This window comes from Streptomyces sp. 1331.2, from assembly GCF_900199205.1.
GTDB lineage: Bacteria > Actinomycetota > Actinomycetes > Streptomycetales > Streptomycetaceae > Kitasatospora.
Genome location: NZ_OBMJ01000001.1, coordinates 946,705 through 960,778, shown reverse-complemented (window position 1 = coordinate 960,778; position 14,074 = coordinate 946,705). Strand labels below are relative to the sequence as shown.

Annotated in this window: 14 protein-coding genes; 9 read left to right on the top strand and 5 right to left on the bottom strand. The window is 74.4% G+C overall.

Features of this window, described 5'->3' with window-relative positions; genetic code table 11:
• Positions 1–3: 3 nt before the first annotated feature.
• Together CRP52_RS04150 and CRP52_RS04145 are read right to left on the bottom strand one after the other, a co-directional pair.
• Complete coding sequence (locus CRP52_RS04150) at positions 4–804, bottom strand: SAM-dependent methyltransferase (protein WP_097235136.1); 801 nt, start codon at positions 802–804, stop codon at positions 4–6.
• Positions 805–904: 100 nt separating this feature from the next.
• Positions 905–2,053 (bottom strand): glycosyltransferase, encoded by a 1,149-nt coding sequence (locus CRP52_RS04145; RefSeq protein ID WP_097235135.1) that lies wholly within the window; start codon positions 2,051–2,053, stop codon positions 905–907.
• 57 nt (positions 2,054–2,110) lie between these two features.
• Here CRP52_RS04145 and CRP52_RS04140 point away from each other — a divergent pair, with 57 nt between their 5' ends.
• The gene (locus CRP52_RS04140) at positions 2,111–2,881 is read left to right on the top strand and encodes a glutamate racemase (RefSeq protein WP_097235134.1); all 771 of its coding nucleotides are present in this window, start codon (positions 2,111–2,113) and stop codon (positions 2,879–2,881) included.
• Positions 2,882–3,395: 514 nt separating this feature from the next.
• Here CRP52_RS04140 and CRP52_RS04135 read toward each other — a convergent pair.
• Positions 3,396–4,229, bottom strand: coding sequence for a polysaccharide deacetylase family protein (locus tag CRP52_RS04135; protein WP_257032274.1), 834 nt, complete (start codon positions 4,227–4,229; stop codon positions 3,396–3,398).
• 753 nt (positions 4,230–4,982) lie between these two features.
• Here CRP52_RS04135 and CRP52_RS04130 point away from each other — a divergent pair.
• The 3 genes from CRP52_RS04130 (at position 4,983) to CRP52_RS04120 (ending at position 6,544) form a co-directional block, all read left to right on the top strand.
• The gene (locus tag CRP52_RS04130) at positions 4,983–5,177 is read left to right on the top strand and encodes a hypothetical protein (protein WP_097235133.1); all 195 of its coding nucleotides are present in this window, start codon (positions 4,983–4,985) and stop codon (positions 5,175–5,177) included.
• Positions 5,178–5,454: 277 nt separating this feature from the next.
• Positions 5,455–6,021 (top strand): sugar transferase, encoded by a 567-nt coding sequence (locus tag CRP52_RS04125; protein ID WP_097235132.1) that lies wholly within the window; start codon positions 5,455–5,457, stop codon positions 6,019–6,021.
• Between the two features lie 34 nt (positions 6,022–6,055).
• Positions 6,056–6,544: an NUDIX hydrolase gene (locus CRP52_RS04120; RefSeq protein WP_097235131.1), complete on the top strand. Its 489-nt coding sequence runs from the start codon at positions 6,056–6,058 to the stop codon at positions 6,542–6,544.
• Between the two features lie 73 nt (positions 6,545–6,617).
• On the opposite strand, the gene CRP52_RS04115 is transcribed toward CRP52_RS04120, so the two are convergent.
• The gene (locus CRP52_RS04115; RefSeq protein ID WP_097235130.1) at positions 6,618–7,157 is read right to left on the bottom strand and encodes a PTS-dependent dihydroxyacetone kinase phosphotransferase subunit DhaM; all 540 of its coding nucleotides are present in this window, start codon (positions 7,155–7,157) and stop codon (positions 6,618–6,620) included.
• A 387-nt stretch (positions 7,158–7,544) separates the two neighbouring features.
• Here CRP52_RS04115 and CRP52_RS04110 point away from each other — a divergent pair, with 387 nt between their 5' ends.
• From CRP52_RS04110 to CRP52_RS04100, 4 genes are all read left to right on the top strand, one after another.
• Positions 7,545–7,757: a DUF397 domain-containing protein gene (locus tag CRP52_RS04110; RefSeq protein WP_097239819.1), complete on the top strand. Its 213-nt coding sequence runs from the start codon at positions 7,545–7,547 to the stop codon at positions 7,755–7,757.
• Between the two features lie 752 nt (positions 7,758–8,509).
• Positions 8,510–9,004, top strand: a complete 495-nt coding sequence (locus CRP52_RS04105; protein WP_097235129.1) for a hypothetical protein — start codon at positions 8,510–8,512, stop codon at positions 9,002–9,004.
• Positions 9,005–9,081: 77 nt separating this feature from the next.
• Entirely contained in the window at positions 9,082–9,165 is an 84-nt protein-coding gene (locus CRP52_RS40750; protein WP_373560544.1) for a putative leader peptide, read from the top strand.
• A gap of 487 nt (positions 9,166–9,652) precedes the next feature.
• Positions 9,653–10,786, top strand: a complete 1,134-nt coding sequence (locus CRP52_RS04100; RefSeq protein ID WP_257032273.1) for an acyl-CoA dehydrogenase family protein — start codon at positions 9,653–9,655, stop codon at positions 10,784–10,786.
• 22 nt (positions 10,787–10,808) lie between these two features.
• On the opposite strand, the gene CRP52_RS04095 is transcribed toward CRP52_RS04100, so the two are convergent.
• Positions 10,809–11,909, bottom strand: coding sequence for an aminoglycoside phosphotransferase family protein (locus CRP52_RS04095; RefSeq protein ID WP_373560454.1), 1,101 nt, complete (start codon positions 11,907–11,909; stop codon positions 10,809–10,811).
• A gap of 630 nt (positions 11,910–12,539) precedes the next feature.
• Here CRP52_RS04095 and CRP52_RS04090 point away from each other — a divergent pair.
• Positions 12,540–14,021 carry a DNA-binding protein NsdB gene (locus tag CRP52_RS04090; RefSeq protein ID WP_097235127.1) on the top strand — a complete coding sequence of 494 codons (1,482 nt, stop codon included), beginning with the start codon at positions 12,540–12,542 and terminating at the stop codon, positions 14,019–14,021.
• Positions 14,022–14,074: the final 53 nt, after the last annotated feature.

The following is a 14,074-nucleotide window of genomic DNA, read 5'->3' as shown; positions in this document are numbered from 1 at the left end:
AGTTCAGTCGCGTCGCAACAGATACGTGACGAAGCCGAGCGTCCCCCGGTAGCCGTGCAGCCACTCCGTGCGGTGCCGGTCCGCGGCCTCCCGGGCGGTCGCCGCGTCGGGGTGGTCGGGGTGGTCCAGCGCCCACTCGGCCAGCGCGCCCGTCCAGGAGAACTCGTAGTCGTCCCACTCCTGTTCCGTGCTGACGTGCCCGTAGACCGGTGTCCAGCCGTCCGTTCGGACCCGGTCGGTGGTCTCCGCCAGGTCCGCCAGCTCGTCCCGGGTGGCGCCCAGCCCCTCCAGCGCCGCCCGGGACGGCTCGCGCTGCCAGAAGCCCTCACCGACCAGCAACCGGCCACCCGGGGCGAGGAGTTCGCGGGCCGCGGCGAGCGTCGGCAGCAGCCCGCCGAAGGCGTGGGTGGAACCGACGCACAGCACCAGGTCGAACGGCTCCTTCGTGGTGAACTCCCGTACGTCCAGGTGGTGCAGGCCGATTCGGCGCTCGACCCCGAGCGCCGTCGCGCTCTCCCGGGCCCGGGTCAGCGCCGCGGCGTCCAGGTCCACCCCGACCGCCTGCCAGCGCGGGTTCGCGGCCAGCGTCCGGAGCAGCCAGGCCCCCTCGCCGCAGCCGAGGTCCAGCACCCGTCCCGGTGCAGTCCGTCCCTGCGCCGCCGGAGCCGCCGCCCCTCCCTGCGTCGCCGGGCCCGAAGCCCGGGCCGTCGCGCGGTCCAGCAGGCGGGCCACCGAGTCGTCCGCCAGCGGCGCCGCGACCGGACGGTGGGCATGGGCGAGACGGGAGATCTGCTGACGGTCCATCCGAGCAGTATGGATCGGGCCGGCCCGCCGCGCCGGGGAATTCCCGGATCGCGGGGACGCCGGGCGGGTGCGGGCGTCACGCCCCGCGCACGTGCCGGGGTCACGCCCGCGAGTAGGTCCGGCCCTTCCACGCCGCGCCCCGGCCGCGCCAGTGCTGCACCGCCGAGTCGACCGTCATCAGCAGGTACATCCCCGCCGTGAACGGCAGCAGCAGCACGGCCGGAGCCGGCTGCCCGTAGTACCGGACCATCGGCAGGTACGTGCCCGCCATCAGCGCCCACGCCGCCCCGCCCGCCGCCGCCACCCAGGGTGCCCCCGCCACCAGCCCGGCCACCGACGCCACCGGCGGCACCAGGTACACCAGCGCCAGCCCCAGCACCGTCCCGAGCAGCAGCAGCGGCGAGTGCCTGAGCTGGGCGTACGCGCTACGCGACACCATTCGCCACAACTGACCCAAGCGTGCGTACGGCCGGACGCTGTCCACCTCCTCGGCCAGACCCAGCCAGGTCCGCCCCCCGGTGGACTTCACCGCCCTGGCCAGCGACACGTCGTCGATCACCGCACCCCGGATCGCCGCCACCCCGCCCGCCCGCTCCAGCGCCTCGCGCCGCACCAGCGAGCAGCCGCCCGCCGCCGCCGCCGTCCGGGTGCCGGGGCGGTTGCTCCACCGGAAGGGGTACAGCTGGGCGAAGAAGTACACGAAGGCCGGCACGATCAGCCGCTCCCAGCCGGTCGCCACCCGCAGCCGGGCCATCTGCGACACCAGGTCCAGGCCGTTGCCCTCGGCCGCGGCCACCAGATCGGCGAGCGAGTCCGGGCCGTGCGCGATGTCCGCGTCCGTCAGCAGCAGGTACTCGACGTCCGGGCCGGCCAGCTCCACCCCGTGCCGCAGCGCCCACAGCTTGCCGGTCCAACCGGGCGGCAGGGGGGGAGGGCTGGTCACCGTCAGCTCCAGCCCGTCCATCGTCCGCAGCTCGGCCGCCAGCGCACCGGTGCCGTCCGAGCTGTGGTCGTCCACCAGGATCACCCGCGCCCGGCCCGGGTACTTCTGCGCCAGCAGCGTCGGCAGGCTCACCGGCAGCACCGCCGCCTCGTCCCGGGCCGGCACCACGATCGCCGCCTGCGGCCAGCGCACCGGCGGGCGGCGTGGCGGCAGCCGGACGTCGGTGCGCCAGAACAGACCGTGGCAGCACGCCAGCCAGAGCCACACCAGCAGGGAGAACGCGGCGATCCAGAGCAGGACGGTCACCCCGGCAGTCTGCCGCAGAACGGGGCCGCACGGGCGGATCGACTAAAGTCTTGAGCCGTGAAGATCGCACTGATGGACTCCGGAATCGGCCTGTTGGCCGCCGCCGCCGCCGTTCGGAAGCTGCGCCCGGACGCCGACCTGGTGCTGTCCTCCAACCCCGCTTCGATGCCGTGGGGCCCGCGGACGCCCGAAGAGGTCACCGAGCTGGCCCTCGGTTGCTGCCGAGCCGCCGCCGCGCTCGAACCCGACGTGCTGGTGGTCGCCTGCAACACGGCCTCCGTCCACGCGCTCGCGGCCCTCCGCGCCGAGCTGGAGCCCGGGCTGCCGGTCATCGGCACCGTCCCGGCCATCAAGCCCGCCGCCGCACAGGGCGGCCGGGTCGCCATCTGGGCGACCCCGGCCACCACCGGAAGCGCCTATCAGCGCGGGCTGATCCGCGACTTCGGTGGGACGGCGGACATCACCGAGGTCGCCTGCCCGGGCCTCGCGGACGCCGTGGATCACGGCGACGAGGACGGCATCGCGGCCGCGATCGCCGACGCGGCGGCCCGTACGCCGGCCGGCACCGACGCCATCGTGCTCGGCTGCACCCACTACGAACTGGTCGCCGACCTCATCCGCGCCGCCGTCGCCCCCACCGCCTCCCCGGCGCTCACCCTGTACGGCTCCGCCGACGCCGTCGCCGCCCAGGCCCTGCGCCGCATCGGCGACCCCACCCGCACCGGGACCGGCACGCTCACCGTGCTCCACGCCGGCGCCCCCGCCGTACTCCCCCCGGCCGCCGCCCTCTACCCGCAGGGCAACGCGCTGGCCACCCTCATCGGCTGAGCCCGGGCAGTCCGGCCGACCGCACCGCATCGGATTCGGACGTCACCGTCCGGATTTCCGGGCCCGAAGCCCATTCCGATCCGCGTGTGGGTGCCGGCTCGGCGCGGCGCGGCAAATAAACCGCGGGATCGAACAGCGCGATTTTCCGTGGAATCATTCCGTGGATTCAAGGACGGCGCCGACGGCCCGCCCCGGCTGCCCCTGCGACGGAGAAGTCGGCCCATCCGACTTCCTGTGCTGAGTACCAGGAGCAGGGCCGTCTACCCGCGTAGATGCCCCTGGCCTGCCCGCCGGGCGTGCACAGGAAGCCGGCTGGGTCGACTTCCTGTGCACGTTCCGGTGCACGAGAGCGGCAACTCGCCTGAGCCATTCGCGTAGATACCTCTGACCGAGGGGAAACCGCTTTCCCGCCTTTGTCCGTTGCCGATCCCCGCTCCCGTGCCGTGGAGGCACGGCGAGTGTCTGCAAGGCACGCGTGGGAAGTCGGGCGGGCCGACTTCCCACGCGCGGGCGGTCATGCGACTGCTTGGCGCCGCCAGCGGCGGTAGGCGGGTTCGAGGCCGGACAGGATGGTGTCGAAGCGGCGGGTGGTGGTCGTGGAGTCGACCTGGAGGCGGCTGATCTGGAGGGGATGGGAGGGCAGGCGGGGGCCGAGGCGGTGGTCGGAGAGGAACCCGAGGCGGTAGCCGAGTTCCTGCAGGACGGCTTCGGCGCGGGCGTCGTGGCCGCCGTCCGGGTAGGCGAAGGCGATCGGGGGTTCGCCCAGCCAGCGGGTGAGGGCCTCGTGGGCGCCGGTGATCTCGGTGCGGACGGTTTCGTCGTCGCAGCGCCCGAGACACGGGTGCCCCTGGGTGTGGTTGCCGACGGCGACGCCTCCGTCCCGCAGGGACAGGAGGTCGGCGGGGGTGAGCTGCTCCTGGCTGGGTGGCCGGCGGTCGGCGCTGACCCGCAGTTCGTGCAGGCTGCGCCGGCGGTCCGGGTCGGGCATCGCCTTGAGCCGGCGGAGCAGCTGGGACGGGTGCCCGCAGTCGAGCGACCGGGCCCGGCCCCCGTGCCGGGCGAGGAAGTCGGCCTCGTGCCACCAGAACGGCCGCTCGGTGCCGATGAGCTCCGAGATGACGAAGGCGGTGGCCGGAATGCCACGGGCGTCGAGGGCGGGCAGGGCGTGGGTGAGGACGCTCCGGTCGGCGTCGTCGAAGGTGACCAGGACGCTCCTGGGCGGCAGCGGCCGTTGCTCGGTCACGGCCTGGAGGACGGCGGTGAGCGAGACCGGGGTGGCCAGCCGCTGGAGCCGGTCGAGCTGGGCGCCGAACGACCGGTGGTCGGTCACCCCGTGGTACGCGAGCACGGCGAGGCGCTGGGCGGCCCGGGCCCGGAACAGCGGCTGGACGGGGGCGAACCGCAGCCATTCGCCCCGAGCGTCCTGCTGCTCCGCCTCGCAGGGCAGACGGTGACGGCCCCCGCCGTACCGACTCCCGTCGTGCCGACCAGGCTCGTGTCGGCCGGCATCGTGCCGACCGGAGTCGTGTCGGCCGGCGTCGTGCCGGCCGTCGCGTCGGTTCCCGTTCTGACGGTCCGCCGCCCACCCGGCGGGCGATGGCAGCGCGCGCACGCCGGGAACGGGCCTGGCGCGGGCCGTGGAGATCGATGGTGCGGACTGGGACTGCGGCACGGTTCCCCCTCGTTCGCCGAGCGGCGTGGCGGTACCGCCGGAGGACGGAGCCCGGCCTCCGACTCCAGGGAGCGGCGGCTCCGTCCCTGGATTTTCCTGTTCTCGGTGGGGGATTCGCACCCGTCCCTCGAACGGCTCCTGGATCACTCAATGCCATTGAGACCGCTGCACCGCGGCGATGGTTGTACCGGGGGGACGAGGATTTTTCGTGGACTGATTGTGGAGCCGGAATGCGCATCCGGAGGTCCTCGGGTGCCTCCTGGTCGGCCTTGATCCGCCGATTGCAGAGGGTGGCGGATCCCTCACTCCCTGCGGGCTGCCCCCCGGGTCGGCCCGGGGTACCTTGGGCTCATGGCAGATGCGGACCGTGACCCCTTTCACGTGCACGGCGCCTCCCGGATGGCGCGCGCGTGCAGTGGCGGAGCCCTGGTGACCCACCAGCTTCCGCTCGCCGTGGTGGGCGTGGCCTGCCTGGCTGCGGGCATCGTCGTCGCCGTGATCGTCCCCGACAATGACGGTCCGGCGTGGGCGATGGCGGTGGCCGGCTGCCTGGCGGCGGGCGTCCTGCTGCTCGGCCGGATCGCCGTCGGCCTCTTCCGCGATCGGCGCCGCGCCGCGCTCTAGCGGCGAGTGGGCGGCGGGCAGCGCGCGGTCGGGTGGGGACCGGAGGCCGCGGGCAGGCCCCTTATGTCGATCACGCTCGGCATTTCAAAACGGCAGATCGAGCGAAATTGGTCAGACCGACCGAATATCGTCCTGTCGGACAATCTCGGCCGTCCTTCTTTCGCCATTCCGTTACGGCGGCTTCATCGCGACCCATACTGTGAATGCGTTCTTCCGACTCGAAGCGCCGTGGAGGGGGAGTGATGGGCAGTAGACCGGAATTTGCCGTGTCCGCCTCATGAAACGCGGTGGCGACCTCTCCGTCGCCGCCCTGGCCGCGATCGTCGCGCTGCCGCTGGCCCTGCTGATCGCGGCCCTGCTGCGCTGCACCACCGGCGGCCCAATACTGGAGCGGCAGACCCGGACCGGGCGGCACGGCCGCGAGTTCCAGCTCCTACGCTTCCGGACCGGCCCGGACGGCCGACTCGGCGCCCTCCTACGGCGCACCGGCCTGGACGAGCTGCCGAGGCTCTGGAACGTCGTCCGCGGCGAGATGGGGGTCATCGGCCCCCGGCCCGACCACCCCGACCGGGTGCTCCGCTACTCCTGCCGGGAGCGCGCCCGCCTCACCGTACGACCCGGGCTGACCGGCTGGGCCCAGCTCCACGCCCACCCGCACCCCCACTCCGACGGCCGCCCCCACTCCCGCGGCCGCCCCCGCCCCCGCGGCTCGGCCGAACTCGACCTCTGGTACGTCGAGCACCGCTCGCTCCGGCTCGACCTGCGCATCCTCGGCCTCACCGTCCTCGCCCTGCTGCGCCCGGAGGCCCTCCGGCTACGCCCCGCCGGAGAGCAGCCGAGCTGAGCCGGCCCGTGGACACCCGGCTAGGCTGCGCGACATGGCCATTCCCCCCTTCCTCGCCGAACTCCGCTCCCTCGTGGGCAATCGCCCGCTCTGGCTGAGCGCCGTCGTCGCCGTCGTGCTGGACGACCACGACCGGGTGCTGCTCGCCCGTCGGGTCGACGACGGCCGGTGGGCACCGGTCGGCGGCATCCTCGACCCCGGCGAGCAGCCCGCCGACGGGGTGGTGCGCGAGTGCCTGGAGGAGACCGGCGTGGTGGTCGTGCCCGAGCTGCTCGCCTCGGTGACCGTCTCGCCGCAGGTGACCTACCCGAACGGCGATGTGACGCAGTACCTGGTGCTGACCTTCCGCTGCCGCGCGGTCGGCGGCGAGGCGCGCGTGAACGACGACGAGTCGCTGGAGGTCGGCTGGTTCGCGCTGGACGAACTGCCGCCGATGATCGGGACCGAGCACGAGCGGCTGCGGCACGCGATGGAGTGCGAGGGCCCGGCGGTCTTCACCTGGGAGGGCAAGGAGCGCCCCTGACCGGCCCGCGCCGGCCCCCGCGCGCGGACTCCGTTCCCGGACCTCGCCGTCCGGACTCCGCTCCCGGCCCTCGTCAGCCCTTGTGCTGCCGGTAGGCCTCCTCCGCCGCGTCCAGCACGGCGGCCAGGTCGCCGCCCGCCGTCGCGGTCGCGGCGGCCGCCACCGCGCCCTCGACGAAGGGGGCGTTGGCGAACCGGACCGGGAACGGCAGGCCGTGCTCGTCCGCGTCGGAGAGCAGGGCGCGGACGGTGGTGACGGCGCCGCCGAGGTCGGCCAGCACCACCACGCCGTGGCCCTCGTCCACCCGGCGGGTCGCGGCGGCCACCAGCACGGCGCTGATGCCGGGCCCGTTCGACGGGTCCCCGCCGGTCGCGGCGACCGGGGAGGGGGCGTCGGATCCGGTCAATGCGAGCGCCAGGGACCGTACGGCGGTGGCCAGTTCCTGGCTGTGCGAGACCAGGACGATCCCGACCCGGCCGTGCGCCGCGGGCCGGCCGGGGGTCGGCCGGGGCAGCGGGGTGGGCGAGGTGGGCGTGCGGGGCGCCGGGGGGTGGGCCGAGGGGGCGTCGGAGATGGGGATGACGTCGGCGCGGGTGCCGTCCCGGCGGCTCATCGGCTGCTCCCTTGGGCGGGTCGGTCATGGGTCCGTGTGGTGTCTGTGCGGTGAGGTCCGGTCGGGCGGGTGGGGCGCTCGGCGGTGCGGCCCGGTCGTCCGGGGCCGCGAAGGGCTCCGTACGGACCGGGGGCGGGGCCTCGGCACGCTCCCGGGCCGGGGCGGCGCCCTGCGAGCACTCTGGCAGCTGCCCGCCGCCCCCGCCGTCGGGACACGCCTCGACCGTCCCTCCGGCGGCGCTCGTTCCCGGCCGGGGGAGTCCTCGTCAACCCGCTGACCGGGGCCGGGAGGTGTGACTAGGCTGGCCCGGGAACACCGTCGGGAGGAGATCGGTCAGTGGCAGCCAACAGCGGGACGGGTACGGAGACCGGCGTCGCACAGCGGGAGCTGGCGCCGAGCGGGAAGCCCAGGGTGGACTTCACCGGGGCGGAGTGGCTGTGCAGCAGCCAGGGGGTCGGGGACGTCCAGATCGCCTTCGTGGACGGCTACATCGGGATGCGGGACGGCCGCCAGGAGGACGGGCCGGTCCTGGTCTTCACGCCGGCGGAGTGGCGGGCCTTCGTGCTCGGCGCCCGGGACGGCGAGTTCGACCTCACCTGAGCGGGACGCTCACCTGAGCCACCGCCACACGCTCGACCGAGTCGCCTGCGGAGCGGCCCCCGGAGGTACACGGGGCCGCTCCGCAGGCGATTTTCGGTCCCGAACATCACAACTGATGATCTATTGAGCGTGCCCCGTCAGAATTTCTGTTGACTGTTAGACAAACGCAGCTCAGAGTATGAGCACAGGCAGACGCCGTGCCCACCGCCCCCACGCGGCCAGACACGGCGCCTGCTGTTGCGGCCCGGCAGCGCTGCCAGGCCATCCTCCCAGTCATCCCCTGCGCACCGGGGTGCGTCGGCCGGTCCCGGCCCCGCGAGGGGCCGGCAGTCGCCGGGAGGCTGGCGCCGAACCCGAGAGCGACTCGGAGACGGCACCGACGCTCGGGACCCGCACGCCCCCACGCGGCGGCGTCCCGAGCAGATCCACGGGAGCGACGGGCCGGGGCCCCGCGGATCTGGCTTTTGGGTGGAACTGTTGGCTTCTGTGTTGTGCTGTGTGCGACGACGAAGCTGGGTGCTCGGCTGTTCGGCACGAAAAGTGCACAGTGAGGGATACGCGTGTAGGGCCGCGTTGCGACATGCCGTCCCCCCGGAGGGTGAAACCCAGAACGGCTGTCGTGCAGAACCGAACGTAGCCCGGACGGTTGCTCAGAGTCAACATTGGTCTCTGAGCGTCGATCTCCCGGCCGCCCTCCGACGGCGCCCCACCCACCTCGCGAGCGCGGTGTGCCGGGCACGTACGATGTTCCCATGTCTTTTCTCCGCCGTCGCTCCGGACAGCCCGCCGGCCCGGACTTCGACGTGCTCGCGATGGACCCGGGCGACTGGCCCGGCGACTTCGGTGCGGCCATGATGACCGGCCCGGACGGCTCCTGCCAGGGGATTTTCCTGCGCTACGACCTGTTCGGCGGCAGAGGCCCGGCGATGTTCATCGGCAACCTCCCCGAGGGTTCGCCCGCCCGGGAGACCGGCGACGACGTGCCCTTCGAGGTGCGGCAGCTGCTCGCGGCGCTGGAGAACGACGAGCCGGTCGACTTCGTCTCGGCCGAGGACTTCCCGGTCATGCTCGGGGACGACCTGCTGATCGTGAAGAAGGTCAAGGTCAGCGAGGAGCGCGTGTTCTGCGCCCAGTTCGGCCGCAGCGACGGCGTCCTGGTCACCATCGCGTCCTGGGACCGACCGATTTCGGACGACCTGTATCAGCTGCTGAAGCCGCTCCCGGCGGACATGTTCCAGCAGGGCTGACCGGCGCCCTCGCGGGGCCCTCCCGGGGGCCGGACGCTGCTTGACGGTATCGATCAACGGTTCGTACAGTCGCGAACATGCCGAGCCGTCTCCCGCTGCTGACCCGTCGTAGACACCTCGATCTGCGGCGCACCGCCAGCGCGGCGTGTCCGGGCTGCTGAGGGGGATCCGTCCCCCGGCGGCGGGCGGCCGACCTCCTGCGGTCGGCGCCGAATCCCGGGGGCGGGCCGTGAACTGACCTCCGGGGCCGCCAGCCGGTACCGCGCGCCCGTACGGCGTGCCGCCCGCATCCGTCGAGCCCACGCTGCCGCCCGGAGGCACCGCATCATGACGACCCGCGCCGCCAACCGCTCCTCCGCCGACCGTTCACCCGAGGACCGTGCGGTCGGCGACCGCACGGCCGGCGGGCGCCCGTCCTCCCGCCGGACCCGGACCGCACCGCCGCCGTCCACTTCCGGCCAGTCCGACGCGGGCCGGAGCGCGGCAGACCGCCCGGATTCCGCCCGGCCCGATTCAGGCCGACTCGATTCGAGCCGACCCGGTCCGGACCATCCCGCGGCCGCAGTCGTCCCCGCAGTCCCAGCCGACGATGCCGCCGACCGCTCCGAGCGCGAGGCCGTCGGGACCGCCCTGGCCGGGTTGCCCCGGGTGGTCGACCTGCTCGCGGCCCGCGCCGAGGAGCACGACCGCGACGCGACCTTCCCGTACCAGGGCATCGAGGCGGTCCACGAGGCCGGCCTGCTCACCCTCACCGTCTCCCGCAAGTACGGCGGGCCGGGCGGAACGCTCGCCGACACCGTCCGGGTGCTGTCCCAACTCGGCCGCGGGGACGCCTCGGTGGCGGTGGTGACCGCCTTCACCCTGCTCCGGCACGCCGAGCAGGCCCGCCGCGCCGACTGGCCGACGGCCGGGTACCGGCGGCTGCTCACCGAGTCCCGGCGCGGCCCCGCGCTGGTCAACACGCTGCGAGCGGAGCCCGGTTCGCAGCCGGGCGAGCTGCCGCAGACGGTCGCCCGCCGGGACGGCGACGGCTGGCTGCTGACCGGCCGGAAGACGTACTGCACCGGCGCCGAGGCGCTGGCCTGGATGGCGGTGACCGCGCGGACCGACGAGCCGGAGCCGAGGATCGGCACCTTCCTGGTCCGCGGCGAGAGCGAGGGCCTGGAGATCGACCCGACCTGGGACCAGCTCGGCCTGCGGGCCAGCGCCAGCCACGACGTGGTGCTGGACCGGGTCCGGGTGCCCGCCGAGCTCGCGCTCGGCCTCGGCGGCCGCCAGCCGGGCAACGGGGCCGGGAACGGGATCGGGGCCGAGTCGGAGGCCGAACTCTCCCGCGCCTGGCACGATCTGGCGCTCTCCGCGGTGGCGATCGGGGTCGCCCGGGCCGCCGAGGCCTGGCTGGTCCGCTTCCTCAGCCAGCGCACTCCGGCCAATCTGACCGAGCCGCTGGGCACCCTGCCCCGCTACCGCTGCGCCCTCGGCGAGATCGAGGCCCAGCTGATCGGCGCCGAGGAACTGGTCGAGGGGCTGGCACCCCGGGTGGACCGGGGCGAGCCGGACGCCGTCGCCCGGACCGGGCCGGCCCACCTGCTGGCGACCCGGGCCGCGACGGCGGCCGTCCAGCAGGCCGTCGCCCTCACCGGCAACCCCGGTCTGAGCCGGCGCCACCCGCTGGAGCGCTACTTGCGGGACGTGCTGAGCAGCCGGGTCCACCTGGCCTCGGAGGAGACGGTCCTGGAGGCCGCCGGCCGGGCCGCCCTGGAGCGGGGCGCCCGGCCGTGATCCGCTTGTGCGGACCGGGGGTTCAGCGCGTCCCGACCGCGGCCCGGACGGCGCGGCGGGCCAGCGCGGCGTCGTCGTAGAGCCGGCGGATCATGATCCGCTGCTCCTCGCCGGCGCCCGGCACGTCGTACAGCCGGATCTCCCGCATGAGCACCAGCACCAGGTTCACCAGGAACGCGTCCCGGGCCAGCGTGCCGCCGCTCTGGGCGAGTTGGCTGATCTGACGGCGCGCCGCGGTGTCCCCGGAGAGCACGCTCCAGAGCACCGCCAGGTCGTACCCGGGCAGGTACCAGCCGGCCTGCTCCCAGTCGACGAGGACCGGGCCGGACGGCGCCAGCAGCATGTTGCTGAGCAGGGCGTCGCCGTGGCAGAGCTGCATCGGGGTGTGGCCCAGGCCGTGCAGCAGGGCGCGCAGGTCGCCGGCATCCCGGTCGGTGAGCTGGCCCACCGAGTGGTAGCGGGCGATCTCCAACTGATAGTCCATGCGCGGCTGGAAGACGTCCGTCGGCGGCCGCCACAGGTTGAGCGTCCGGACGGTGTTGAGCAGCGCCCGCACCTCGCCCGGGGTGGGCGCGTTGACCGGGTGGCGCTCCCGGGCGGCCGGGCGGCCGGGGACGCGCTCCATGACCAGCACGCAGCGGTCGTGGTCGGCCGCGACCAGCCGGGGCAGCCGCACCGGCGGCCGGTGCCGGACGAACGCCCGGTAGACCGCGACCTCGTGGTGGAAGTCGGCCACCAGCTGCTCGAAGTACTCACTCCGCACCGCCTGCGGCGCCAGGCACTTGGCGACCACCGGCGCCCGCCCGATGGTGCCCGCCACCAGGATGTGGCGGCTGCCCTCGCGCAGGACCTGGCGCGGGGTGAACGCGGGACATATCCGCGCGACGCTCGCCAGCGCGGCCCGGACCGACGGGGTCTGCAGCGCGGCCGGATCGATCCGCTCGGGGCCGACGGGCTGTCCGGGCCGCCGGGCCCGCAGCACCTGGCCGTCGGCCTGGCGGGCGAGCGGGAGCCGGCCGCCGACCGGCGGGGCGGTCTCGGGTCCGCGCAGCCCCAGCGCGGTGCGGCCGGCCGGGACGACCCGGGCGTCCGTGGCCCGGCCCTCGACCCCGCGCGGAGCCACCGGCCGGCTCGCCGGGGGCGCCTGCTTGGGGCCGGGGCGGCCGGCGGCTGCGGTGGGGGGCGCAGCGCGGGGCGGGTCGCGGTCGGCGTGGGGGTCGTCGCTGAGGAGTACATGGGCTGAGGGTGGTCCCTTCCGGTCCGTCGGCGGGTGTGGCCCCCGCGGGGGCGGGGGAGGGCCGGTGCCGGGTGCTTCCTGGGGTGACGGCGGCCCTGCGGGTGGTGCGGTGCTGCGGTGCGTACGGCAGTACTGCCGTACGAGGGTGCGGCGGGTGGTGCGCGGGCGCCGGGCACGGACGCGGGGTCAGGAACCCCTGTTCGGCGGTGCTCCGGCCGTCCGCACCCTGGGGAATGCGGTCGGCCGGACTGCCGTGGCCGTGCCCGGCGCCCCCGCGCCACCCGGCCGCGCCACCCCCTCGGGTGAGAACCGGGAGCGTCCCGTGACACCGTCGGGGGACTGCCCCGACGCCGGTGGGACGCCGCCCGACCCGGGGGCGAGGTGGCGCACCCCTACAACACACCCGTCGGGCACTGGCTTAGTAGTCTGGCGGGCCCTGGCGAACGGTGGCGAATGCTCGCCTGGCACTTGCCGGAGCCTCTAGCCTCGAAGGAGCCGAGGAACCTGGGGGCTTCATTGAGCAGGGGACCCAACACCCGACTCGCCGATCTGTTCGTCCTGACCGGATGGTCGAAGGGCGAACTCGCGCGGCTGGTCAACCGTCGGGGTGCCGCGATCGGGCAGATGCACCTGTCCACCGACACGTCGAGGGTACGGCGTTGGATCGAGCAGGGGGAGATCCCGCGCGATCCGGTGCCGAGGGTGCTGGCGGCCGTGTTCACGGAGCGGCTCGGACGTGTCGTCACCACTGAGGACCTCGGTCTGGAACGACACCGGCCCACCAGGTCCGGAGCGGAGCCGTCCGCAGCAGTGCCATGGTCGCCGGATCGAACAGCCGCGGTCCTCACCGAGTTCACGGGAATGGACCTCATGCTGAACCGACGTGGATTGGTGGGCGCCGGAGCCGCGCTCACGGCCGGGGCGGTCGTCGCCGACTCGCTGAAGGGCTGGTTGGGCGGGGACGCGGTCGCCTACGCGGCCTCCGTCCCGGGGCCGCGACAGGTGGTCGCCGGGAGCGGTGCGCGCCCGGTGCTGGACGTGTACGACGCGGGCCCGGTGGGGCTCGACGAGGTGGAGTCGCTGGAGCGCTCGGTGCAGGTCTTCCGGGCCTGGGACGCGGCCCGCGGCGGCGGACTGCAGCGCAAGGCGGTGGTCGGTCAACTCAACGAGGTCGGCGGCCTGTTGACGCATCGGCATCCTCCCGCCGTGGAGCAGCGGTTGTGGCTGGTCGCGGCCAACCTCGCGGTGCTGGCGGGCTGGATGTCGCACGACGTGGGCCTGGAGCCCACCGCCCAGCGGTACTTCATGATCGCGGCGGAGTCGGCCAAGGAGGCCGGGGACCGGCCGCGGGCCGGCGAGGCGATCTCCCGGGCCGCGCGGCAGATGGTCCACCTCGGCCGGGCCGACGACGCGCTCGACCTGATGTCGGCGGCCAAGGCGGCCGGTGGCGAGCTGATGCCCAGAACGCGCGCCATGCTGAACACGGTCGAGGCCTGGGCGCACGCCTCGATCGGGCACTCCCAGGACACCTACCGGCTGCTCGGCCAGGCCGAGGACCTGTTCGCCGAGGAGTCGCCCGAGCCGCCGCCGTCCTGGATGCAGGTCTTCGACGAGGCCGAACTGCGCGGCATGCAGGCCCTGGTGCTGCGCACGCTGGCCGAGCACGACCGGTCCGCGGCGCCGGTGGCCCGCAGGCACGCGGAGCGGGTGATCGCCCTGCGGGAGGGCACCGGGCAGCTGCGGTCGGCGCTGTTCGACCGGATCACCCTGGCCTCGGTGCACCTGATCACGGGTGAGCCGGACGCGGCGGAGCTGCAGGCCAAGATGGTGATGAACCTGATCGGCCAGAACTCCTCGCACCGGACCTGGGACCGGCTGCGCGAGATGTACCGGCTGACCGCGGCGTACCGGGGGCTGCCGGTGGTGGACGAGCTGCGCGAGGAGCTGGGGCGGGAGTTGCGGGCGGCGTACGCCAAGAACCGGCCACGGCTGACGTGAGTGGGCCCGCGCACCTGTGGGCGCGCGGGAGCGCAGTTCCGTCAGGCGGTGCC

Coding starts and splice junctions, on each gene's coding strand:
- CRP52_RS04115 (WP_097235130.1), bottom strand. CDS start 7,157: ATGAGCCGCCGGGACGGCACCCGCGCCGACGTCATCCCCATCTCCGAC.
- CRP52_RS04120 (WP_097235131.1), top strand. CDS start 6,056: ATGGCCATTCCCCCCTTCCTCGCCGAACTCCGCTCCCTCGTGGGCAAT.
- CRP52_RS04105 (WP_097235129.1), top strand. CDS start 8,510: ATGTCTTTTCTCCGCCGTCGCTCCGGACAGCCCGCCGGCCCGGACTTC.
- CRP52_RS40750 (WP_373560544.1), top strand. CDS start 9,082: ATGCCGAGCCGTCTCCCGCTGCTGACCCGTCGTAGACACCTCGATCTG.
- CRP52_RS04125 (WP_097235132.1), top strand. CDS start 5,455: ATGAAACGCGGTGGCGACCTCTCCGTCGCCGCCCTGGCCGCGATCGTC.
- CRP52_RS04150 (WP_097235136.1), bottom strand. CDS start 804: ATGGACCGTCAGCAGATCTCCCGTCTCGCCCATGCCCACCGTCCGGTC.